Source organism: Streptomyces sp. NPDC047043 (assembly GCF_040644055.1).
Lineage (GTDB): Bacteria > Actinomycetota > Actinomycetes > Streptomycetales > Streptomycetaceae > Streptomyces.
In genome coordinates this window covers 170,041-192,558 of sequence record NZ_JBEYVO010000002.1, presented here as the reverse complement: position 1 = coordinate 192,558, position 22,518 = coordinate 170,041, and the positions used below count along the sequence as shown (strand labels likewise).

Sequence of the window (22,518 nt, the reverse complement as noted above, 5' to 3'; positions counted from 1 at the left end):
AGTGCAAAAACTATCCCGAACCTTCGATCGAAGCAAAGGCGCAGGTCAGAACGGATTGTCAGTGCCATACCGCACGATGGACACATACGGCCACAGCGCCGTCACAAAGACGACAGGAGGTTCGTCATGGCCAGCTACCACGCAGCAGCCGCCCGCCGGCGCCGCGCCACCGGCCCTGCCCCCTCACTGACCGGTCCGGCCAGCGACGTGCACCCGGTGCTGCGCCGGACCGCCGCCCCGCCCGCCGCCCTCGACCTGCTCGCCCAGGCCCGCGCCGGACTGGACGAGGCAGCCGTCCTCGAAACGCCCAACGAGCGCTACGCCACGGCCCATCTCGCCGCCCTGCGCACGGCCGCCGCCGTGCTCGCCGCGCGAGGCCGCCCGGAGCCGAGCTCCCGACGCAGGGCCCGCATCAGGAGCGCCTGGGAAGTGCTCCCCGAAATCGCGCCCGAACTCGCCGAGTGGAGCGCGCTGTTCGCCTCCGGCGCCCGGCGCCGCGCCCGGGCCGAGGCCGGCATCCAGGGTGCGGCCAGCCGCCGGGACGCCGACGACCTGATACGCGACGTGGCGATGTTCCTGCGCCTCGTCGAGCGGATGCTCGTCCTCCAGCCGGTCCTCCCGCAGCCGCGCCAGGACGCCGACCACCCGCAGGCCGACCCGGAGCGCGACCGCGACTTACCGGACACCGGATGAGCAGGTCCGCTGTACGAGACGTCCGCTGGGGCACGCCACCGTGGTGGCCGGGTGCGGCGGCGGAGGCAATAGGGTGGAGGGCGCCTGAAGCCTTCCTCCCGCAGCCCGGGCCGGGGAGGCGTCCCGTTCGCTCCGCCGTGCCATGGGCGGTGCCGCGCCGAGGAGTCAACTGCCGTGTCGGACCCCACGCGTCCCCGCGCCTCCCTCCGTACCGCCGTGGTCTGGGAGGTCCTCCAGGACGCCCTCGAGCGCCGGGTCAAGGCCACGGGACGCCAGGCGTTGGACGTCCTCGACACCGGGGGCGGCAGCGGCAAGTTCGCGGTGCCGGCCGCCCGCCTCGGCCACCAGGTCACCGTCGTCGACCCCAGCCCGAACGCCCTGTTCGCGCTGGAGCGCCGCGCCGCCGAAGCCGGCGTAGCCGACCGCGTGACGGGCGTCCAGGGCGACGCCCACGGCCTCTTCGACGTGGTCGAGCGCGGCGGCTACGACGTCGTGCTGTGCCACGGCGTCCTGGAGTACGTCGACGACCCGGCCGAGGGCGTGCGCAACGCGGTGGCCGCCCTGCGGTCCGAGGGCGTCCTCAGCCTGCTCGCCGCCGGCCTCGGCGGCGCCGTGCTCGCGCGGGCCCTCGCCGGCCACTTCAAGGAGGCCCGGCAGGCCCTCGCCGACCCGAACGGCCGCTGGGGCGAGGGCGACCCCGTGCCGCGCCGCTTCACCGCCGAGCAGCTGACCGGGCTGGTCGAGGGCGCGGGCCTCAGGGTCGGCGCCGTGCACGGCGTGCGGGTCTTCGCCGACCTCGTCCCGGGCGTCCTCGTGGACACCGAACCGGGTGCCGTGGAGGCACTGCTGAAGCTCGAGGAGGCGGCGGCCGAACTCCCCGCCTTCCACTCCGTGGCCACCCAGCTCCACGTGCTCGGTGAGACCCCGGGGGCGGCCGAGGCCTGAGCCGCCTCCCGCGTCGCGCCGCTGATCAGGGACTTGGGTGCGGATGGAGTACGCCACAGGCCCCCCGATCGGGCGTCCAGCGCCGTATGATCGAGGGAGACCGCCCGGCATGACGGGTCGGCCGCTGGGGAATGCAAGATTCAGCGAGCCGGGACGTCCATGGCGGGTTCCGGTTGGCCAATTGGCGCAGAGGGGCGGGTTTCACGGGGGCGATTCCCTGCCTATCCTGAAGGGACCCCCGGGTCGCCCCGGCGACCGCACGATGAGGAGGACTCCGTGCCGCTCTCGGAGCACGAGCAGCGCATGCTCGAGCAGATGGAGCGAGCGCTGTACGCCGAAGATCCCAAGTTCGCGTCGGCGCTCGAGGGAAGCGGGCTGCGTACGTACACCCGGCGGCGGGTCTACCAGGCGGTCGCGGGCTTCCTCGTGGGTATCGCGCTCCTCATGGCTGGAATGGTCGCCAAGCAGGTCTGGCTGAGCGTGGTGGGCTTCCTCGTCATGCTGGGCTGCGCGGTTCTCGCGGTGACCGGCTGGCGCAAGGCCCCCAAGCCGGGCGAGCAGCCCGCCGCAGGCGCCCCGCACGCGCGCCGTCAGGGCCGGCAGAAGCGCTCCATGATGGACCGGATCGAGCAGCGCTGGCAGCGGCGCCGCGACGAGCAGGGCCACTAGCTCCTCTTCGCTCGACGAGCAGCTCCCATATGCAGATGAGGGGGTGACCACCCGAGGGTGGTCACCCCCTCACGCACGCCCGGAACAGGGGCACAGTGCCGGGACCACAGCAGCCGGCCCCGGCCCCCGGAGAAGCCGGGGCCGGGGCCGAACGTTCGGACCGTCAGCCGCTCTGCTGCCCGGACGGGCGCCGCAGTCGCACCAGCACGCTCGACCAGCTCTCGGCCGTGCGGGCCTTGAGGGCCGTCCAGCGGTCCATGACGTCCCACACCGCGCGGATCGCCGACCGAGGAGCGACGACCGCACGCACGCGCGTGGTCCAGTTGACCCTCGCCCGCAGCGCCGCCCGCAGCCTGCGCACTTCCTCGGCGAGTCCGGGCACCGCCTGCGGCTCCGGCGCGAACAGCACCTGTTCCACGGCACCGGCCACCCGGTGCACCGACTGGGCCGTCGCCGGGTCCAGCTCCCCGAGCCGCACGATCCGCGCGGCCGCCTTCCGCGGGGTCAGTGCGTCGTCCGGCACGATGCCGTAGTCCCAGGCCGTGTCGGTGAGCTCCCGCCAGACGGCCAGGACGTACCCGGCGGTCACCTCCGCGGCGAACCGCGCGTCCGCCTGCACCGACATCGGCGGGGCGGTCACGGCGACGTCGTCCGTGGTCGCCTCGCCCGCGCCCCGTCGTCTGCGCTCGCCCTTGGCCAAGGCCAGGCCGGACGAGGCGTGCTGGGCCGAGGCCAGCCGAACCGAACGCCGTCGCAGCCGCCACAGCATGGGCAGCAGCGGCAGCGCGAGCACCAGGAGACCCAGCAGCGTCCACGCGGCGATCTGGTACCAGGGGGGACCGTCGTCACCAGGCTTGACCGTGTCCAGCGGGACCGCGCCGGCGCACAGGTTGTCCTTCTTGTCCTGCACCGAGCAGCTCGTGCTCGCCGACGGTGCCGTCGACGAGGAGGAGCCCGCCGTCTGCGAGGGCCGCACGACGTCCGGGAGGCCGTTGCCCGGCGTCTCCGATTGCGTGTACGGGGGAGTCACGCCCCGGTTCGGCGTCGGCTCGAAGCGGGTCCAGCCCACGCCCTCGAAGTACAGCTCGGGCCATGCGTGCGCGTCCTTCAGACCCACCGACACCGAGCCGTCCGCCTGCGGCGTACCGGGGGCGAAGCCCACCGCGACCCGGGCCGGTATGCCCAGGGTGCGGGCCATCGCCGCCATCGCGAAGGAGAAGTGGACGCAGAAGCCCTCCTTGTCCTTCAGGAACTTGGCGATCGCCTGCGGGCCGGTGCCGACCTGCACCTGGGTGCTGTACTGGAAGCCGCCGGTCAGGGCGAAGTAGTCCTGGAGCTTGACCGCCTTCTCGTAGGAGTTGGCCGCCCCCTTGGTGACCTTGCGGGCGGTCTGCGCGACGACCGCGGGCACCGAGTCCGGCACCTTGGTGTAGTCGCGCCTCAGGGAGGCGGGCGGCTCCGGCGCGTTGGCGAGCTGCTCCGCAGTCGGCTGCACGTCGAGGCTCTTGACCAGGTAGGTCTTGCCGCGCGTGGTCTGGCCGTGGTCGCCGACGAGCGTCATGCCCACCGGTTCGTAACGCCACTTGCCCTCGATGTCCACGCCGCTGGGCGGATAGGGCATCGGCAGCCAGTCCTGGGCGTACCAGTCGGCGGCCGAGATACGGGTCTGGATCTCCGCGCGCTTGACGTCCGGGCCCAGGCCGTTCGGCGTCGGGAAGTCTTTCGGCACGGCGACGATGTGCCGCTTGGCCGGCTTCCACGTGCTGCCGTCGAAGTCGTCGAGCGACACGATCCGCAGATACAGGTTCGAGATGTCGTTGCTGTTGGTCTTCAGGGACAGGACCTGACGGTCCTCGTCCACGTTCAGACTGTCGCGCAGCGACACCAGCGGGTTCACCGCGGAGATGGTGCCGCCGCTTCCGGTGCCGGAGCCCACGCCCGTCCTGGCGGCGTCCAGCAGGCCGCCGCTCATCGAGGGCAGCGCGGCCGGCACCACGAGGGCGAGGCCCAGCGCGACCACGCCGATGCGCCGCCCGGTGCGGATCGGCGCCACCGCGCCGGGCTCCCCGCCCGGAGCGCGTGGGCCGCCGCCGAAGACCCGGCCCCACTGGGAGAGCCGCTCCCGCCCCTCGGCCAGCAGCAGGAGCAGATAGCCGGCCGCCGCGACCAGGAACCACAGCCAGTCCGCGCCGCCGTCGGACAGCCCGGCGGCGACGGAGTACAGCGCGAGCAGCGGCAGCCCGGCCGGAGCCGCGCTGCGGAACGTCACCGCGAGGGTGTCCACCGCGAGCCCTATGATCATGACCCCGCCGATCAGCATCAGCCGGATGCCGTCGGACTCCAGCGGTGCCGGGATCGCGTACCGAGCGATGTCGTCGCCGCCTTGTTGCAGCAGGTCGGCGAAGTGGCGGAACGCCTCCGGGCCGGGGACGATCCCTATGAACGCCTGCTGCCGGGCGAAGACCAGCGTCAGCAGCATCAGCGTGACGAGCGCCTGCGCCGCCACCGTCAGCGGCCGCGCGAGCGGCACCCGCCGGGTCACCGCGCCCACGCCCGTCTGCACGCCCAGCAGGAACGCCACCTGCAGGATCCAGGTGGCCGGCGAGACCAGCGGCAGCAGGGCGGTGGATGCCATCAGCGTGGCCGCCCAGGCGCACAGCGCCAGTCGGGCCCGACCGCTCATGACCTCGCCCCCTCGCCGTTCGTCCCGCCCGTCGCCGCGAGACCCGCGCGGTCGCGGTCCGCCTGCCGCCACAGCTCGCCCAGCGAAGCGCCCCGCGGCACGCTCACGGCCGTCCAGCCGGCCTCCCGCAGCATCCGCAGCCGCTCCTCACGCATGTCCAACGGCCCGGCCACATCGGTCGGTTCCCGCACCCACACATCGCTGTCCAGCAGGAACGCGACCGCGCCGCCGCTGCGTTGCCGCATCTTGGCGACTACCGCCGCCTGTTCCTCGTCGAGGTCGCCGAAGAAGGCCACCAGCAGCCCTTCGTTCCCGCCGCGCAGCACGTCGTAGGCCCGGGACAGGCCCGAGCCGTCCGAGTGGTCGACCACCGCGAGGGTGTCCATCATCAACCCCGCCGAGTCGGCCGTCTCCTGGCTCGCGCCCGCGAACCCGTCGGCGCCCTCGCCCGGCACCGAGTTGCCGGTGTCCGTCAACAGCCGGACGGAGAAGCCCCGTTCGAGCATGTGCACCAGCACGGACGCCGCGCCCGACACGGCCCACTCGAAGGCCGAGTCCGGGCCCGCGCCCTCGAAGGCGATGCCCCGGGTGTCCAGCAGCACCGTGCACCGCGCGCGCTGCGGCTGCTCCTCGCGGCGCACCATCAGCTCGCCGTAGCGGGCGGTGGAGCGCCAGTGGACGCGGCGCAGATCGTCGCCGTAGCGGTACCCGCGCGGGATCACGTCGTCCTCGCCGGCCAGCGCGAGCGAGCGCTGCCGCCCGTCGCCGTACCCCTTCGCCTCCCCGCTCAGCCGGATCGGCGGCAGCGCCTCCACGCGCGGGATCACCGTCAGGGTGTCGTACGACGAGAAGGAGCGGGTCAGCTCGCACATGCCGAACGGGTCGGTCAGGCGCAGCTGCAGCGGGCCCAGCGGGTAGCGGCCGCGCAGGTCCGAGCGGACCCGGTAGGACACCTCGCGGCGGCCGCCAGGCTCGACCCGGTCCAGCACGAAGCGGGGCCGCGGGCCGAGCACGTACGGCACCCGGTCCTGGAGCATCAGCAGGCCCGTGGGCAGCCGCGAGACGTTGTCCATCCGCAGATGGACGCGGGCCTCGCTGCCGGCGGGCACGCGCGCGGGGGAGAGCCGACGGCTGCCGGCCACCCGGTAGCGCGTGCGGTACAGGAACAGCGCGCACACCAGGGGCAGCACGGCGAGCAGCAGGCCCACCCGCAGCAGGTCGCTCTGGCCCAGGACGTAGGCGCAGATGGCGGCCGCGATACCGGCCGCCAGGAAGGAGCGTCCACGGGTGGTCAGACCCGCCAGGGCCGTACGGATGCCGCCCTTCTCGCCCCGGTCGGCCTCCGCGTGCCCCGTCCCCCCGGAGGTCATCACAGCCTCCGCGGCGGCTGCTGGGGATACGCCGGAGCGCCATGGCCAAGACCGCCGAAGTTGCCCTGCTGCTGGGGCGCTGCGGGCACCGCGGTGCGCTGCAGGATCTCCTGCACGACCTGCTCGGCCGTACGGCGGTTGAGCTGGGCCTGCGCGGTGGGCAGCAGACGGTGCGCCAGGACGGCGACGGCGAGCGCCTGCACGTCGTCCGGCAGGGCGTACTCCCGGCCGCTCAGTGCTGCGGAGGCCTTCGCAGCGCGCAGCAGGTGCAGCGTCGCGCGCGGCGAGGCGCCGAGTCTGAGGTCGGGGTGGCTGCGCGTGGCGGCGACCAGGTCCACCGCGTACCGCCGGACCGTTTCCGCGACGTGGACGCCGCGGACCGCCTCGATCAGCTTCACGATGTCGTGCGCGTGCGCCACCGGCTGCAGGTCCTCCAGCGGGGACACGCCGCCGTGCACGTCGAGCATCTGCAGCTCGGCCTCCACGCTGGGGTAGCCCACCGAGACCCGGGCCATGAAGCGGTCGCGCTGGGCCTCCGGCAGCGGGTAGGTGCCCTCCATCTCGACCGGGTTCTGCGTGGCCACCACCATGAAGGGGCTCGGCAGCTCGTAGGTCTGCCCGTCGATGGTGACCTGGCGCTCCTCCATCGACTCGAGCAGCGCGGACTGCGTCTTCGGCGAGGCGCGGTTGATCTCGTCGCCGATCACGATCTGCGCGAAGATCGCGCCCGGCTTGAACTCGAAGTCCCGGCGCTGCTGGTCCCAGATGGACACACCGGTGATGTCCGAGGGCAGCAGGTCGGGCGTGAACTGGATGCGCCGCACCGAACAGTCGATGGACTTCGCCAGCGTCTTCGCGAGCATGGTCTTGCCCACGCCGGGGACATCCTCGATCAGAAGATGTCCCTCGGCGAGCAGTACGGTCAGCGAAAGCCGTACGACCTCGGGCTTGCCCTCGATCACTCCTTCCACCGAACTGCGGACCCGCTCCACAGTGGCAGTCAGATCTGTAAGGCTCGCTCGATCGTCATAGGTCGTCACCCGGCCCTCCTCGGCCCGTTCTTTCTCCGGGCCGACGCTCTGCTGTGCGGACCGGCCCACCCCTGGAACACGGACACCACGCGTGGAAAGTTCCGCGGGATGCCACACACCGCATTCTTGCTGCCGTTACCGATTCGTGTCACTCGACTGTGGACAACTGGCTGCGATATGTCGGGTTTTACGGCGCTTGGGCTCCAGGATGCGCGGGTTTTGCGAAAAACGAGAGGGGCCGGGAGCCGTTACGTCGGATCGATCTCGCGCAGCAGACCCGTCTTCACGTCGAAGACGAAGCCGCGCACGTCGTCGGCGTGGAGGAGGAAAGGCGAGGTGCGCACGCGCTGCATGGACTGCCGTACGTCCTGGTCGACGTCCCGGAAGGCCTCGACGGCCCAGGCCGGGCGCTGGCCGACCTCCATCTCCAGCTCGGTGCGGAAGTCCTCGGTGATCGCCTCCAGGCCGCAACCGGTGTGGTGGATGAGGACGATGCTGCGGGTGCCGAGCTTGCGCTGGCTGATGGTGAGCGAGCGGATCACGTCGTCGGTGACCACACCGCCCGCGTTGCGGATGGTGTGGCAGTCGCCGAGCTCCAGGCCGAGCGCGGCGTGCAGGTCGAGACGGGCGTCCATGCAGGCCACGACCGCGACGTGCAGCACGGGGCGGGCGTCCATCCCGGGGTCGGTGAATGCCGCGGCGTACCGCTCGTTCGCCTCCACGAGGCGGTCGGTGACGGTGCCGCCGTGTATGGCGCCTTCGGACTCGGTGGGAACGGATGCAGAAGTCGTCATACCTATGACGGTACTGGTCACATGCGATCCGGTCCTGGTGTGAGAGCGGGAAAAGAGCGTCATCACGGTCCTCTTGTGAGGTAACCCACATAGGCGGCGGGGGCGAAGCCGTACGGGTGATTTTCCCGGATATGCCGCTTCGCACTCATGCAGGTCCGCGACGCGCAGGCCGGTTGATTGACCGCGAGACACCGTGGACTAAAGTGACGCGAAGCGGGAGGCGAGGCTCTCCCTGCTGGACTGATTTTCCCGGAGGCCCCAGGCACGGACGGTCTCCCCACGTGCGCGGCGCGTACGTACGGCTCGGCCTCCTCCCGCTCGCGGTCGGCTGACGCTCTTGGCGCCGGCAGACCTCCCCTTCACGAGCGGGCGGGGACCCGGCGGTGCGTACGCCCCGCGCCGGACCTGAGAGGGCCCCTTGAGCCAGAGTCGACACGTCCCGGTGATGCTCCAGCGGTGCCTGGACCTGTTGGCCCCCGCCCTGCAGCGGCCGGGCGCGGTGGTCGTCGACTGCACCCTCGGCCTCGGCGGCCACAGCGAGGCCCTGCTGACGCAGTTCCCCGAGGCCCGGCTGGTCGCCCTCGACCGCGACAAGGAGGCGCTGCGCCTGTCCGGCGAGCGGCTCGCGCCGTACGGGGAGCGCGCCACGCTGGTGCACGCGGTCTACGACGAGCTCCCGGACGTACTCGAGAGGCTCGGCATCGCGCGCGTGCAGGGCGTCCTGTTCGACCTCGGCGTCTCCTCCATGCAGCTCGACGAGGCGGACCGCGGCTTCGCCTACGCCCAGGACGCCCCGCTCGACATGCGCATGGACCAGACGGCCGGCATGAGCGCCGCGGAGGTCCTCAACACCTACCCGGCGGGCGAACTCGTCCGGATCCTGCGCGCGTACGGCGAGGAGAAGCAGGCCAAGCGGATCGTCGCCGCCGTTGTGCGCGAGCGCGAGAAGGAGCCGTTCAGCAACAGCGCGCGGCTCGTCGAGCTGATCCGGGACGCGCTGCCGCAGGCCGCCAAGCGCACCGGCGGCAACCCCGCCAAGCGCACCTTCCAGGCGCTGCGCATCGAGGTCAACGGCGAACTCTCCGTCCTGGAGCGGGCGATCCCGGCCGCCGTGAAGGCGCTCGACGTGGGCGGACGGATCGCCGTCCTGTCGTACCACTCGCTCGAGGACCGCCTGGTCAAGCAGGTGTTCGCGGCCGGCGCCGCCAACACCGCGCCCCCCGGGCTGCCGATCGTCCCCGAGCAGTACCAACCCCGGCTCAAGCTGCTCACCCGCGGTGCCGAACTTCCCACCGAGGAAGAGGTCGCCGAGAACCGGCGAGCGGCACCGGCGCGACTGCGCGGCGCCCAGCGCATCAGGGAGGACGTGAGTGAGTGAGCCGGGTGTGAACGACTTGGCGCGTAGGCGGGTTGGAAAACCGGACTCACTGGAGGCCGAGTGAGCAGGAAACCCGAACTGAGGGGGCGGGCCGCTCGTCTCGCACGGCTCTTCCCCGGACCGGGAACTCGTGGACAGGCGGCGCGCACCCCCTTCGTCCTCCTCGTCGTACTCCTTCTCGGCGGCGGCCTGATCGGGCTCCTGGTGCTGAACTCCGCGCTCAGCGAGGGCTCGTTCAAGCTCGACGACCTGCAGAAGGACACCAAGAACCTCACCGACGAGGAACAGGCGCTGCAGCGGGACATCGACTCCTACTCCGCACCGGAGGCCCTCCAGCGCCGCGCCCGCGAGCTCGGCATGATCCCGGGTGGCGATCCCGCATTCCTGAGCCCCGACGGCACCGTGAAGGGCGTCCCCTCGACCGCCTCCGGGGCGGGCTACGCCGAGCCACCGCTCGTGCTGCGCCCGCCGGAGCCCGTCGTCTTCACCACGGTCCCCAGCACGTCCCCCGCCGAGATCCCCGTCTCGGAAGCCGCCTCCAACCCGACGACCCCGACCTTCGGCAGGTGACGGAAGTGTCCGACAGGGAACCGCCGCGCCGCCGCGTGCCCGGCCCCGCGCGTGCCGACCGGCCCGCCTCCGGCCGGCGCCGCCCGGGCCCCGGCGCCCGCCCGGCCCGCCGCCCGGCAGCGGCCCGTCCCGGGGCCCCCAAGATCCTGAGGCTGGGCAGCCCCCGCCCCCGGCTGCGCATGGTCAGCCTCGCGCTGACGCTGGTGCTGATCGCCTTCGTCGTACGACTGCTGCAGGTGCAGGCGGTCGACGCGAGCGCGTACGCCGCCAAGGCCGAGCAGAACCGGTACGTCGGCCAGATCCTGCCCGCCGAGCGCGGCGGCATCACCGACCGCAACGGCGTGGAGCTGGCGACCAGCGTGGACGCGTACGACATCACGGCCGACCCCACGATGTTCACCCGCAAACAGCTGAAGGTCGACGACGGGCCCGAGCAGGCGGCCGCGCTCCTCGCGCCGATCATCGGCATGGACCAGGACAAGATCGTCCAGAAGCTCCGCCCCAAGAACAAGGGGCTGCGCTACGTCCTGCTCGCCCGCCGCCAGATCCCGCAGGTGTGGACGCAGATCAAGGACCTGAAGGCCGCGCTCAACGCGAAGGCCCAGACCGACAAGTCCACCGTCAACGCCCTCGCCGGCGTCTTCTCGACCCCCAGCACCAAGCGCATCTACCCCAACGGCGACCTCGGCGCCGGGATACTGGGCTGGGTCAACGACTCGGGCCAGGGCGGCGGCGGCGTCGAGCAGCAGCTGAACAACGAGCTGGCCGGCAAGGACGGCAAGATCCGCTACGCCCAGTCCGGCGGCCGTCTGGTGCCCACCGTGGGCTCCACCGAGACCCCTGCGGTGCCCGGCAATGATGTCGAGCTCACCATCGACCGCGACATCCAGTGGGCCGCGCAGAACGCGATCTCCGAGCAGGTCAGGAAGTCCGGGGCGGACCGCGGCTACGTGATAGTGCAGGACACCCGGACCGGCCAGATCCTCGCCATGGCCAACTCGCCCGGCTTCGACCCGAACGACCTGTCCAAGGCGGACGGGGACGTCCTGCACAACTGGGCGGTGGAGGACGCCTACGAGCCCGGCTCCACCGCCAAGGTCATGTCGATGGCCGCCGTACTGCAGGAGAACGTCGCCACACCGCTGACGCACGTCGTCGTGCCGAACCGGCTGCACCGCGGCGACCGGCTCTTCAAGGACGACATCGACCACGACACCTGGGACCTGACGCTCAACGGCGTGCTCGCCAAGTCCAGCAACATCGGCACCATCCTGGCGACCGGCCAGCTCGGCAAGACGCAGAAGCAGGCCAACCAGGTCCTCTACTCCTACCTGCGCAAGTTCGGCATCGGCAGCTACACCGGACTCGGCTTCCCGGGCGAGACCAAGGGCATCCTCGCGCCGCCCGACAAGTGGTCGACCTCGCAGCAGTACACGATTCCTTTCGGCCAGGGCGTGTCCGTCACCGCGATGCAGGCGGCCTCCGTCTACTCGACGATCGCCAACGGCGGCGTACGCGTCGAACCCACGCTGGTGCGCGGCACCAAGGGACCGGACGGACGCTTCACACCGGCCGCCAAGCCCAAGAAGACAAGGGTCGTCAGCGCCAAGACGGCGAGGACCCTCGCCCAGATGCTGGAGTCGGTCGTGGACGACCGGGAGGGCACCGGCAACAAGGCGCGCATCCCCGGCTACCGGGTCGCGGGCAAGACGGGTACGGCCAACCGCGTGGATCCGGCCACCGGCAAGTACCACGGTTACACCTCGTCGTTCGCGGGATTCGCACCCGCGGACAACCCCCGCATCACCGTCTACTGCGCCATCCAGAACGCCACGAGCGGCAGCTACTTCGGCGGCCAGATCTGCGGACCCATCTACAAGGAAGTGATGGAGTTCGCACTGAAGACCCTCCAGGTCCCGCCCACCGGCGCGAAGGCCGCGAACCTGCCCGTCACCTTCTAGCCCTGATCAGCGCAACCAGCCAGGAACGCTCCGTGACCATGATCACCCCCGACTCCGGCAACCCGGGCGCCCCCAGCCCCTCGCCCACCCGTCTCCCGCCACCGCCCTTGCCGGACCGCGCTGCGCGCGGGCCCCTATTTAGCTCGCAAGCGGGTGCGCCCGGTACGCTCACCGCCGTGCCACACGCTGATCAGTCCCAAACCACCCAGAAGGGCGCATCCGTGACATACCCGGGGCCGCCCAGGCCGGTGCAGGTTTCCGCGACACCCCTCGCGGAGCTCGCCGATCAGCTGGGTGCCGCCGCGCCGCAGGGCTCCGCCGAGGTCACGGGCATCACCCATGACTCGCGCGCCGTCCGCCCCGGCGACCTGTACGCCGCCCTCCCGGGCGCCCGCCTGCACGGCGCCGACTTCGTCACGCAGGCCGCCGGCCTCGGCGCGGTCGCCGTGCTGACCGACCCGACCGGTGCCGAGCGTGCCGCGGCGACGGGCCTGCCGGTCCTGGTCGTCGACGACCCGCGCGGGCAGATGGGCGAGCTGGCGGCCACGATCTACGGTCACCCGGGCCGCGACCTGCTCCAGATCGGCATCACCGGCACCTCCGGCAAGACCACCACCGCCTACCTCGTCGAGGGCGGTCTGAAGACCAAGAACAACACCGGCCTGATCGGCACGGTCGAGATGCGCATCGGCGACGAGCGCATCAAGTCCGAGCGGACCACCCCCGAAGCCACCGACCTGCAGGCCCTGTTCGCCGTCATGCGCGAGCGCGGTGTCGAGGCGGTCGCCATGGAGGTCTCCAGCCATGCGCTGGTGCTCGGCCGGGTCGACGGCTGCGTCTTCGACATCGGCGTGTTCACCAACCTCAGCCCGGAGCACATGGAGTTCCACTCCGACATGGAGGACTACTTCCGGGCCAAGGCACAGCTGTTCACCCCGAAACGCAGCAAACTCGGCATCGTCAACTTCGACGACGAGTACGGCCGCAGGCTGGTCCACGAGGCCTCGGTCCCGGTCGTCACCTTCTCCGCCGAGGGCCACCCGGACGCCGACTGGCGCGCCGAGGACGTCGAGATCGGCCAACTCGACTCGACGTTCACCGTGATCGGCCCCCAGGGCGAGCGCATCGAGGCCAAGGCGCCGCTGCCGGGCCCCTTCAACGTCGCCAACACCCTCGCCGCGATCGTCGCCCTTGCCGCCGCCGGGCTCGACCCGCAGACCGCCGCCGACGGCATCGCGGCCGTGCCGGGCGTGCCCGGGCGACTGGAGCGCGTGGACGCCGGCCAGCCGTATCTCGCGGTCGTCGACTACGCCCACAAGACCGACGCCGTCGAATCGGTGCTGCGCGCCCTGCGGCATGTCACCGAGGGCAAGCTGCACGTCGTGCTCGGCTGCGGAGGCGACCGGGACAAGACCAAGCGCGCGCCGATGGGCGCCGCCGCGGCCCGCCTTGCCGACACCGCCGTACTGACCTCGGACAACCCCCGCTCCGAGGACCCCCTCGCGATCCTTGCAACCATGCTCGAGGGCGCGGCGTCCGTACCAGCACACGAACGCGGTGAGGTCCAGGTCTTCGAGGACCGGGCCGCCGCGATCGCCGCCGCCGTCGCCCGAGCGCGGCCCGGAGACACCGTGCTGGTCGCGGGCAAGGGACACGAGCAGGGCCAGGACATCGCCGGGGTGGTCCGTCCCTTCGACGACCGCCAGGTGCTTCGAGAAGCCATCCAGAAGACCCAGGGATGAACTTGTGATCGCCCTCTCTCTCGCCGAGATCGCAGCAGTCGTCGGCGGGCAGACGCATGACATACCGGATCCGTCCGTCCAGGTCACCGCTCCGGTCGTCCGGGACTCCCGCGAGGTGGAACCCGGCAGCCTCTTCGTCGCCTTCGTCGGCGAACGCGTGGACGGCCACGACTTCGCCCGGCAGGTCGTCGAAGCGGGTGCGGTCGCGGTTCTCGCGTCGCGCCCCGTCGGTGTCCCCGCGATCGTCGTCGAGGACGTCCAGAGCGCCCTCGGCGCCCTCGCCCGTCATGTCGTACGACGCCTCGGCGCCACCCTCGTGGCCCTCACCGGCTCCGCGGGCAAGACCAGCACCAAGGACCTGATCGCCCAGGTCCTGCAGCGCAAGGCCCCCACGGTGTGGACGCCGGGCTCGCTCAACAACGAGATCGGGCTGCCGCTCACCGCACTCAGCGCCACCGACGAGACCAGGTTCCTCGTGCTGGAGATGGGCGCCCGCGGCATCGGCCACATCCGCTACCTCACGGATCTGACGCCCCCGAAGATCGGCCTCGTCCTCAACGTCGGCACCGCCCACATCGGCGAGTTCGGCGGCCGCGAGCAGATCGCGCAGGCCAAGGGCGAACTCGTGGAGGCCCTTCCGGAAGACGGTGCCGCGATCCTCAACGCGGACGACCCCCTCGTACGGGCCATGGCATCCCGTACGAAGGCGAAGGTGATCCTTTTCGGAGAGGCCGACGAAGCGGACGTACGTGCCGAGAACGTGCGACTCACGGACACAGGACAGCCCGCCTTCAGGCTCCACACACCCTCCGGTGCAAGCGACGTGACCATGCGCCTGTACGGTGAGCACCACGTGTCGAACGCGCTCGCCGCGGCCGCCGTCGCCCATGAGCTGGGCATGTCCGCGGAAGAGATCGCCACCGCGCTCTCCGAGGCGGGCTCCCTCTCCCGCTGGCGCATGGAGGTCACCGAGCGGCCGGACGGCGTGACCATCGTCAACGACGCCTACAACGCGAACCCCGAGTCCATGCGAGCCGCCCTGCGCGCGCTCGCGGCCATGGGCCGGGGGCGGCGGACCTGGGCGGTGCTCGGCAAGATGGCCGAGCTCGGGGACGAGGCGCTCGCCGAGCACGACGCGGTCGGGCGGCTAGCTGTCCGGCTCAATGTCGGCAAGCTCGTCGCGGTCGGGGGCAGGGAAGCGTCCTGGCTGCAACTGGGCGCATATAACGAGGGTTCGTGGGGTGAGGAGTCGGTGCACGTGTCCGACGCACAGGCGGCGATCGACCTGTTGCGCAGCGAGTTGCGCCCGGGGGACGTCGTACTCGTGAAAGCGTCCCGTTCGGTGGGGCTCGAGAGCGTTGCCCAGGCGCTGCTCGAGACGGGTGCCGAGGGTGAGGTTGCCGCCCGATGATGAAGCAGATCCTGTTCTCGGGAGTCATTGGCCTCTTCCTGACCCTGGTCGGCACCCCGCTGCTGATCAAGCTCCTCGCCCGCAAGGGCTACGGCCAGTACATCCGCGACGACGGCCCGCGCGAGCACGCCAGCAAGCGCGGTACGCCGACCATGGGCGGCATCGCCTTCATCCTGGCGACGGTGGCCGCGTACTTCCTCTCGAAGCTCATCACCGGCTACACCCCGAGCTACTCGGGTCTGCTGGTGCTCGGCCTGATGGTCGGCATGGGCCTGGTCGGCTTCCTCGACGACTACATCAAGATCGTCAAGCGGCGTTCGCTGGGTCTGCGCGCCAAGGCGAAGATGGCCGGCCAGCTGATCGTCGGCATCAGCTTCGCGGTGCTGGCCCTGCAGTTCCAGGACGCCCGCGGCAACGCCCCGGCCTCCACGAAGCTGTCGTTCATCACGGACTTCGGCTGGTCGATCGGCCCGGTGCTGTTCGTGGTCTGGGCGCTGTTCATGATCCTCGCGATGTCGAACGGCGTGAACCTCACCGACGGTCTGGACGGTCTCGCCACCGGCGCCTCGGTGCTGGTCTTCGGCGCCTACACCTTCATCGGCGTCTGGCAGTTCCAGGAGTCCTGCGCCAACGCGCAGACCCTGACCAACCCCAACGCCTGCTACGAGGTGCGCGATCCGCTGGACCTCGCGGTCATCGCCTCCGCGCTGATGGGTGCCTGCCTCGGCTTCCTGTGGTGGAACACCTCGCCGGCCAAGATCTTCATGGGCGACACCGGTTCGCTCGCGCTCGGCGGTGTCCTCACGGGCCTGGCCATCCTCTCCCGCACGGAGCTGCTGGTGGCCATCATGGGCGGCCTGTTCGTCCTCATCACCATGTCGGTGGTCATCCAGGTCGGCTCCTTCCGCCTCACCGGCAGGCGCGTCTTCCGGATGGCGCCACTCCAGCACCACTTCGAACTCAAGGGCTGGTCCGAGGTTCTTGTGGTGGTCCGCTTCTGGATCATCCAGGGCATCTGTGTGATCGTCGGACTGGGCCTCTTCTACGCGGGATGGGCAGCGGACAAGTGATCTCCTCGGTGCCTTCCGACTTCCAGGGCAAGCACGTCACCGTCGCCGGGCTCGGCGTCTCCGGTATCCCGGCGGCCAAGGTGCTGCACGCGCGCGGGGCCGTTGTCACGGTCGTCAACGACGGCGACGACGCACGCGCGCGTGAACAGGCCGCCGAACTGGAGGCTCTGGGCATCACCGTGCGCCTCGGTGACGGCGCGACCCTGCCGGAGGGCACCGAACTCGTCGTCACCGCACCGGGCTGGAAGCCGGACAAGCCGCTGTTCGTCGCGGCTCGCGAAGCCGGCCTGGAGATCTGGGGCGACGTCGAACTCGCCTGGCGGCTGCGGGGACCCGACGCGGCCCCCTGGCTGGCGGTGACGGGCACCAACGGCAAGACCACCACCGTCCAGATGCTGGCGTCGATCCTGAAGGCGGCGGGCCTGCGCACGGCCGCCGTCGGCAACATCGGCGTCTCGCTCCTGGACGCGGTGCTCGGCGAGGAGCAGTACGACGTCCTCGCCGTGGAGCTGTCCAGCTACCAGCTGCACTGGGCGCCCTCCCTGCGCGCCCACTCGGCGGCTGTCCTCAACCTGGCGCCCGACCACCTCGACTGGCACGGCTCCATGGAGGCGTACGCGCGCGACAAGGGCCGTATCTACGAAGGCAATCGCGTCGCCTGCGTCTACAACGTCGCCGACAAGGCCACCGAGGACCTGGTGCGCGAGGCCGACGTCGAGGAGGGCTGCCGGGCCATCGGCTTCACCCTCGGCACCCCGGGCCCCTCCCAACTCGGTGTCGTGGACGGCATCCTGGTCGACCGCGCCTTCGTCGAGAACCGGCAGAAGAACGCCCAGGAGCTCGCCGAGGTCGCCGACGTCAACCCGCCGGCCCCGCACAACATCGCCAACGCCCTTGCGGCGGCGGCCCTCGCGCGCGCCTTCGGGGTGCCCGCAGCGGCCGTACGGGACGGCCTCAGGAACTTCACCCCGGACGCGCACCGCATCGCGCATGTGGCCGACGTGGACGGGGTCGCGTACATCGACGACTCCAAGGCGACCAACACGCATGCCGCGGAAGCCTCGTTGGCGGCGTACGAGTCCATCGTCTGGATCGCGGGCGGGCTCGCCAAGGGCGCGACCTTCGACGAGCTGGTCGCCAAGTCGGCAAAGCGACTTCGCGGAGTCGTGCTCATCGGCGCCGATCGCGCCCTGATCCGCGAAGCCCTCGCGCGACACGCGCCGGAAGTACCCGTCGTCGACCTCGACCGGACCGACACTGGGGCGATGCTCGCGGCTGTCCAGGAGGCCCAGCGGCTCGCCGTCGAAGGCGACACGGTGCTGCTGGCCCCGGCCTGCGCCTCGATGGACATGTTCGCCAACTACAACAAGCGCGGTGACGCGTTCGCGGAGGCGGTTCGCGAACTCGGCTCCTGACCGACGTAGCGGAGGCGCTGATGCCCAGTAGTCGTACCGGACGTCCGCCCGTGCAGCGGGCCGTCCGACGGCCCGCCGTGAGCCGGTCGCCCCGCGACAACCCCCTACGCCGTCTGTACCTCAACGCCAAGCGTGCCTGGGACCGGCCGCTGACCGCGTACTACCTGATCCTCGGCGGCAGTCTGCTGATCACCGTGCTCGGCCTGGTGATGGTCTACTCGGCCTCCCAGATCACCGCGCTGCAGATGTCGTTGCCGGGCTCGTACTTCTTCCGCAAGCAGCTGCTCGCGGCCGTGATCGGCGGCGTACTGCTGCTGGTCGCCTCCCGGATGCCGGTCAAGCTGCACCGCGCGCTGGCCTACCCGATCCTCGCGGGCGCCGTCTTCCTGATGGCGCTGGTGCAGGTGCCGGGGATAGGGATGTCGGTCAACGGCAACCAGAACTGGATCTCGCTCGGCGGCTCCTTCCAGATCCAGCCCAGCGAGTTCGGCAAGCTCGCCCTGGTGCTGTGGGGCGCCGACCTGCTCGCCCGCAAGCAGGACAAGAGGCTGCTCAACCAGTGGAAGCACATGCTGGTGCCGCTCGTTCCGGCCGCCTTCATGCTGCTCGGGCTGATCATGCTCGGCGGCGACATGGGTACGGCGATCATCCTCACGGCGATCCTGTTCGGCCTGCTGTGGCTGGCCGGTGCGCCCACGCGGCTGTTCGCCGGGGTGCTGTCGATCGCCGCCGTTCTCGGTGTGATCCTCATCAAGACCAGCCCGAACCGCATGGCCCGCCTGTCCTGCATCGGCGCGACCTCACCACAGTCCGGACCGGTCGACTGCTGGCAGGCCGTGCACGGGATCTACGCGCTCGCATCCGGCGGAATCTTCGGATCCGGACTCGGCGCGAGTGTGGAAAAATGGGGCCAACTCCCGGAAGCCCACACGGACTTCATCTTCGCCGTCACCGGTGAGGAACTGGGCCTTGCGGGGACGCTGTCGGTGCTCGCCCTCTTCGCGGCTCTAGGCTATGCGGGTATCCGCGTGGCCGGACGCACGGAGGACCCCTTCGTCAGGTATGCCGCGGGAGGCGTGACCACCTGGATCACCGCGCAGGCGGTGATCAACATCGGTGCGGTGCTCGGCCTGCTGCCGATCGCCGGCGTCCCCCTCCCGCTGTTCTCCTACGGAGGGTCCGCCCTGCTGCCGACCATGTTCGCCATCGGGCTGCTGATCGCGTTCGCGCGTGACGAGCCCGCTGCGCGGGCGGCGCTTTCGATGCGGCAACCTCGCTTTGGTAGAAAGCGGGCGGGAGGCGCCGCGTCGGCACGGGGGCCTCGGAGATGGAACACGATGCGACGGCGTGCCTCGGCGGCGCGCTCGTCCGGAGAGCGGTGAATTTCGGTGCATGTCGTACTCGCCGGTGGGGGGACCGCCGGCCACATCGAGCCCGCGCTCGCCCTCGCGGACGCCCTGCGCAGGCAGGACCCCACCGTGGGGATCACGGCCCTGGGCACGGAACGCGGCCTTGAGACCACGCTGGTTCCGCAGCGGGGCTACGAGCTCGCGCTGATCCCCGCCGTACCTCTGCCACGCAAGCCGACGCCCGAACTGATCACCGTCCCGGGCCGGCTGCGCGGCACGATCAAGGCGACCGAGCAGATCCTCGAGCGCACCAAGGCCGACGCGGTCGTCGGCTTCGGCGGGTACGTGGCCCTGCCCGGCTACCTCGCCGCCAAGCGCCTCGGTGTGCCGATCGTGATCCACGAGGCCAACGCCCGCCCGGGCCTTGCCAACAAGATCGGCTCGCGCTACGCGGCCAAGGTCGCCGTCTCCACCCCGGACAGCAAGCTGCGCGACGCCCGCTACATCGGCATCCCGCTGCGCCGCACCATCGCCACCCTCGACCGGGCCGCCGCCCGCCCCGAGGCCCGCGCGATGTTCGGCCTCGACCCCAACCTGCCCACGCTGCTGGTCTCCGGCGGCTCACAGGGCGCCCGCCGCCTCAACGAGGTCGTCCAGCAGGTCGCGCCCTGGCTGCAGCAGGCCGGCATCCAGATCCTGCACGCGGTCGGCCCGAAGAACGAACTGCCGCACGTACAGCAGATGCCGGGAATGCCCCCGTACATCCCGGTAAGTTACCTGGACCGGATGGACCTCGCGTACGCCGCTGCCGACATGATGCTCTGCCGCGCGGGCGCGATGACCGTCGCCGAACTCTCCGCCGTCGGACTGCCGGCCGCCTACGTACCGCTGCCCATCGGCAACGGCGAACAGCGGCTGAACGCCCAGCCGGTGGTCAAGGCCGGCGGCGGACTGCTGGTCGACGACGCGGAACTGACGCCCGACTGGGTACGGGCCAACGTCCTGCCCGTGCTCGCCGACCCGCACCGGTTGTACGAGATGTCCCGCGCCGCCGCCGAGTTCGGCCGCCGGGACGCCGACGACCTGCTCGTCGGCATGGTGTACGAGGCGATCGCCGCCCGTCGTGCACATCACTAGGACCGCATGAACGAAGGGCAGGGAGCGTGGCCGGACCGACCACCGCCGAACGCGGTGAAAGCCAGCAGGAGTCGTCCGGCCCGCCTCCGGCACGGAGGTTGAGGCTGACCCGCCTTCGTACGATCATCATCCTTGCCGTCGCGCTCGTTCTCCTCGGCGCGGGCAGCGTATGGCTGTTGTACGGCTCTCAATGGCTGCGCGTGGAACGGGTGTCGGTCTCCGGAACCCGGGTTCTGACCCCCGCGCAGGTGCGCGAGGCCGCCGAAGTCCCCGTCGGGGCACCGCTGATTTCCGTCGACACCGATGTGATTGAGACGCGACTGCGCGCGAAACTGCCCCGAATTGACACGGTTGACGTGGTCCGTTCCTGGCCCCACGGAATCGGCCTGAAAGTGGTTGAACGCACTCCGGTTCTGATTGTCCAAAAGGGCGGAAACTTCATCGAAGTGGACGATGAAGGTGTCCGTTTCGCCACGGTTTCTCGGGCTCCGAAAGGCGTTCCCGCACTGGAATTTGCCCTGTCCTCCGCGGGCTCGTCCGCCGCAAGCCTGCGACGCTTCGACGAGGACCGGTTGGTGCGCGAGGCGGTGCGCGTCGCACGTGCCGTTCCGGCCGCAGTCGCCCGCGACACCCGGACCGTCAAAGTGCGCTCCTACGACGACATCTCGCTGGAGTTGGGCGACGGCCGGACCGTCTTGTGGGGGAGTGGTGAGAGGGGCGCTCTGAAGGCCCGTACGCTCACCGCTCTCATGAAAGCGGCGCCGGATGCGCGGTACTTCGACGTCTCGGTTCCCACCGCCCCTGCGTCATCGGGGAGTTGACGCACATCCGCGCAGGCCAGCACCCTGGTTGGGCAGCGCTACGCCTGATCACATAGGGTGAAAAGAAAAACGGGAGGTTCGGCGTGTTCGTTGAACGTGCGCCACTTGTCGACTTAGTGTCCTGTTCAGAAGACTTCAAGGAACGGACACACTGGTAACCCTAAACTTCAACGTTAGGGTTCGGGTCGGCGCTACGGACCGTCCCAATCGGCATCCGTCGCCGGATCGCATGACCCGCGATACGGCGACACGTAACTCGAGGCGAGAGGCCTTCGACGTGGCAGCACCGCAGAACTACCTCGCAGTCATCAAAGTCATCGGTGTCGGCGGCGGTGGTGTCAATGCCATCAACCGGATGATCGAGGTCGGTCTCAAGGGCGTCGAGTTCATCGCCATCAACACCGACGCGCAGGCGCTGTTGATGAGCGACGCCGACGTCAAGCTCGACGTCGGTCGCGAACTCACCCGCGGACTCGGCGCCGGAGCCAACCCGGCCGTCGGCCGCAAGGCCGCCGAGGATCACCGCGAGGAGATCGAGGAGGTCCTCAAGGGGGCCGACATGGTCTTCGTCACGGCCGGTGAAGGCGGCGGCACCGGCACCGGCGGCGCGCCCGTCGTGGCCAACATCGCCCGCTCCCTGGGCGCCCTCACCATCGGCGTGGTCACCCGTCCGTTCACCTTCGAGGGCCGGCGCCGCGCCAACCAGGCCGAGGACGGCATCGCCGAACTTCGGGAAGAGGTCGACACCCTCATCGTCATCCCGAACGACCGGCTGCTGTCCATCTCGGACCGCCAGGTCTCGGTGCTCGACGCCTTCAAGTCGGCCGACCAGGTCCTGCTCTCCGGTGTCCAGGGCATCACCGACCTGATCACCACGCCCGGTCTGATCAACCTCGACTTCGCCGACGTCAAGTCCGTGATGTCCGAGGCCGGTTCGGCCCTCATGGGCATCGGCTCGGCCCGCGGCGACGACCGCGCGGTGGCCGCGGCCGAGATGGCGATCTCCTCGCCGCTGCTCGAGGCGTCCATCGACGGCGCCCGCGGCGTGCTGCTCTCCATCTCCGGCGGCTCCGACCTCGGCCTGTTCGAGATCAACGAGGCCGCCCAGCTGGTCAGCGAGGCCGCCCACCCCGAGGCCAACATCATCTTCGGTGCGGTCATCGACGACGCCCTCGGCGACGAGGTCCGTGTCACAGTGATCGCGGCCGGCTTCGACGGCGGCCAGCCGCCGGCCCGCCGGGACAACGTCCTCGGCTCGGCCTCCTCCTCGAACCGCCGCGAAGAGCCCACTCCCGTACGGCAGTCCGAGAGCCGCCCGTCCTTCGGCTCGCTCGGCAGCGTCACGCCGAAGGAGGACCCGGAGCCCACGCCCGAGCCGGCGAACGAGGTCCCGGTCGCCCCGCCGGTCCCGCCGTCGCGGTCCTACACGGACAGCGCGGCCGAGGAACTGGACGTGCCGGACTTCCTCAAGTGATCCTT

At 70.8% G+C, this 22,518-nt stretch carries 18 protein-coding genes; 14 read left to right on the top strand and 4 right to left on the bottom strand.

Annotated elements, in window-relative coordinates; all coding sequences use genetic code 11:
- Nucleotides 1–126: 126 nt before the first annotated feature.
- The 3 genes from ABZ880_RS03935 (at nt 127) to ABZ880_RS03925 (ending at nt 2,307) form a co-directional block, all read left to right on the top strand.
- Nucleotides 127–693, top strand: a complete 567-nt coding sequence (locus tag ABZ880_RS03935; protein WP_361256395.1) for an SAV_6107 family HEPN domain-containing protein — start codon at nt 127–129, stop codon at nt 691–693.
- A gap of 174 nt (nt 694–867) precedes the next feature.
- Nucleotides 868–1,638, top strand: coding sequence for a methyltransferase (locus tag ABZ880_RS03930; protein WP_361256392.1), 771 nt, complete (start codon nt 868–870; stop codon nt 1,636–1,638).
- A 276-nt stretch (nt 1,639–1,914) separates the two neighbouring features.
- A complete protein-coding gene (locus ABZ880_RS03925; protein WP_099928183.1) occupies nt 1,915–2,307 on the top strand; it encodes a DUF3040 domain-containing protein in 393 nt (130 codons plus the stop codon).
- A 163-nt stretch (nt 2,308–2,470) separates the two neighbouring features.
- Here ABZ880_RS03925 and ABZ880_RS03920 read toward each other — a convergent pair whose 3' ends face one another.
- From ABZ880_RS03920 to ABZ880_RS03905, 4 genes are all read right to left on the bottom strand, one after another.
- Nucleotides 2,471–4,990 (bottom strand): DUF3488 and transglutaminase-like domain-containing protein, encoded by a 2,520-nt coding sequence (locus ABZ880_RS03920; protein ID WP_361256387.1) that lies wholly within the window; start codon nt 4,988–4,990, stop codon nt 2,471–2,473.
- Complete coding sequence (locus ABZ880_RS03915; protein ID WP_361256384.1) at nt 4,987–6,360, bottom strand: DUF58 domain-containing protein; 1,374 nt, start codon at nt 6,358–6,360, stop codon at nt 4,987–4,989. The genes ABZ880_RS03920 and ABZ880_RS03915 overlap by 4 nt, the downstream gene beginning before the upstream one ends.
- Entirely contained in the window at nt 6,360–7,400 is a 1,041-nt protein-coding gene (locus tag ABZ880_RS03910) for a MoxR family ATPase (protein ID WP_361256381.1), read from the bottom strand. Before ABZ880_RS03910 ends, ABZ880_RS03915 begins: the two co-directional genes overlap by 1 nt.
- A 239-nt stretch (nt 7,401–7,639) precedes the next feature.
- The gene (locus ABZ880_RS03905; protein ID WP_361256378.1) at nt 7,640–8,185 is read right to left on the bottom strand and encodes a carbonic anhydrase; all 546 of its coding nucleotides are present in this window, start codon (nt 8,183–8,185) and stop codon (nt 7,640–7,642) included.
- A gap of 418 nt (nt 8,186–8,603) precedes the next feature.
- Between ABZ880_RS03905 and rsmH the strand changes: the two genes are divergently transcribed.
- From rsmH to ftsZ, 11 genes are all read left to right on the top strand, one after another.
- Nucleotides 8,604–9,563, top strand: a complete 960-nt coding sequence (gene rsmH, locus ABZ880_RS03900) for a 16S rRNA (cytosine(1402)-N(4))-methyltransferase RsmH (RefSeq protein WP_361256375.1) — start codon at nt 8,604–8,606, stop codon at nt 9,561–9,563.
- A 60-nt stretch (nt 9,564–9,623) separates the two neighbouring features.
- A complete protein-coding gene (locus ABZ880_RS03895; RefSeq protein ID WP_361256371.1) occupies nt 9,624–10,133 on the top strand; it encodes a septum formation initiator family protein in 510 nt (169 codons plus the stop codon).
- 5 nt (nt 10,134–10,138) lie between these two features.
- On the top strand, nt 10,139–12,094 hold the full coding sequence (locus tag ABZ880_RS03890; protein ID WP_361256368.1) for a penicillin-binding protein 2: 1,956 nt from the start codon (nt 10,139–10,141) through the stop codon (nt 12,092–12,094).
- 221 nt (nt 12,095–12,315) lie between these two features.
- Nucleotides 12,316–13,836, top strand: coding sequence for a UDP-N-acetylmuramoyl-L-alanyl-D-glutamate--2,6-diaminopimelate ligase (locus ABZ880_RS03885; RefSeq protein ID WP_361256365.1), 1,521 nt, complete (start codon nt 12,316–12,318; stop codon nt 13,834–13,836).
- A gap of 4 nt (nt 13,837–13,840) precedes the next feature.
- Nucleotides 13,841–15,247, top strand: a complete 1,407-nt coding sequence (gene murF / locus ABZ880_RS03880; RefSeq protein ID WP_361256362.1) for a UDP-N-acetylmuramoyl-tripeptide--D-alanyl-D-alanine ligase — start codon at nt 13,841–13,843, stop codon at nt 15,245–15,247.
- Nucleotides 15,247–16,317 carry a phospho-N-acetylmuramoyl-pentapeptide-transferase gene (gene mraY, locus ABZ880_RS03875; protein ID WP_361257071.1) on the top strand — a complete coding sequence of 357 codons (1,071 nt, stop codon included), beginning with the start codon at nt 15,247–15,249 and terminating at the stop codon, nt 16,315–16,317. Before murF ends, mraY begins: the two co-directional genes overlap by 1 nt.
- On the top strand, nt 16,299–17,732 hold the full coding sequence (murD, locus tag ABZ880_RS03870) for a UDP-N-acetylmuramoyl-L-alanine--D-glutamate ligase (RefSeq protein ID WP_361256359.1): 1,434 nt from the start codon (nt 16,299–16,301) through the stop codon (nt 17,730–17,732). Before mraY ends, murD begins: the two co-directional genes overlap by 19 nt.
- 20 nt (nt 17,733–17,752) lie before the next feature.
- Nucleotides 17,753–19,114: a putative lipid II flippase FtsW gene (gene ftsW / locus ABZ880_RS03865; RefSeq protein WP_361256356.1), complete on the top strand. Its 1,362-nt coding sequence runs from the start codon at nt 17,753–17,755 to the stop codon at nt 19,112–19,114.
- Nucleotides 19,115–19,120: 6 nt separating this feature from the next.
- Complete coding sequence (gene murG / locus ABZ880_RS03860; RefSeq protein WP_360832843.1) at nt 19,121–20,218, top strand: undecaprenyldiphospho-muramoylpentapeptide beta-N-acetylglucosaminyltransferase; 1,098 nt, start codon at nt 19,121–19,123, stop codon at nt 20,216–20,218.
- Nucleotides 20,219–20,244: 26 nt separating this feature from the next.
- Complete coding sequence (locus ABZ880_RS03855) at nt 20,245–21,039, top strand: FtsQ-type POTRA domain-containing protein (protein ID WP_361256353.1); 795 nt, start codon at nt 20,245–20,247, stop codon at nt 21,037–21,039.
- 277 nt (nt 21,040–21,316) lie between these two features.
- Nucleotides 21,317–22,513 carry a cell division protein FtsZ gene (gene ftsZ, locus ABZ880_RS03850; protein WP_361256350.1) on the top strand — a complete coding sequence of 399 codons (1,197 nt, stop codon included), beginning with the start codon at nt 21,317–21,319 and terminating at the stop codon, nt 22,511–22,513.
- The last annotated feature ends 5 nt before the right edge of the window (nt 22,514–22,518 follow it).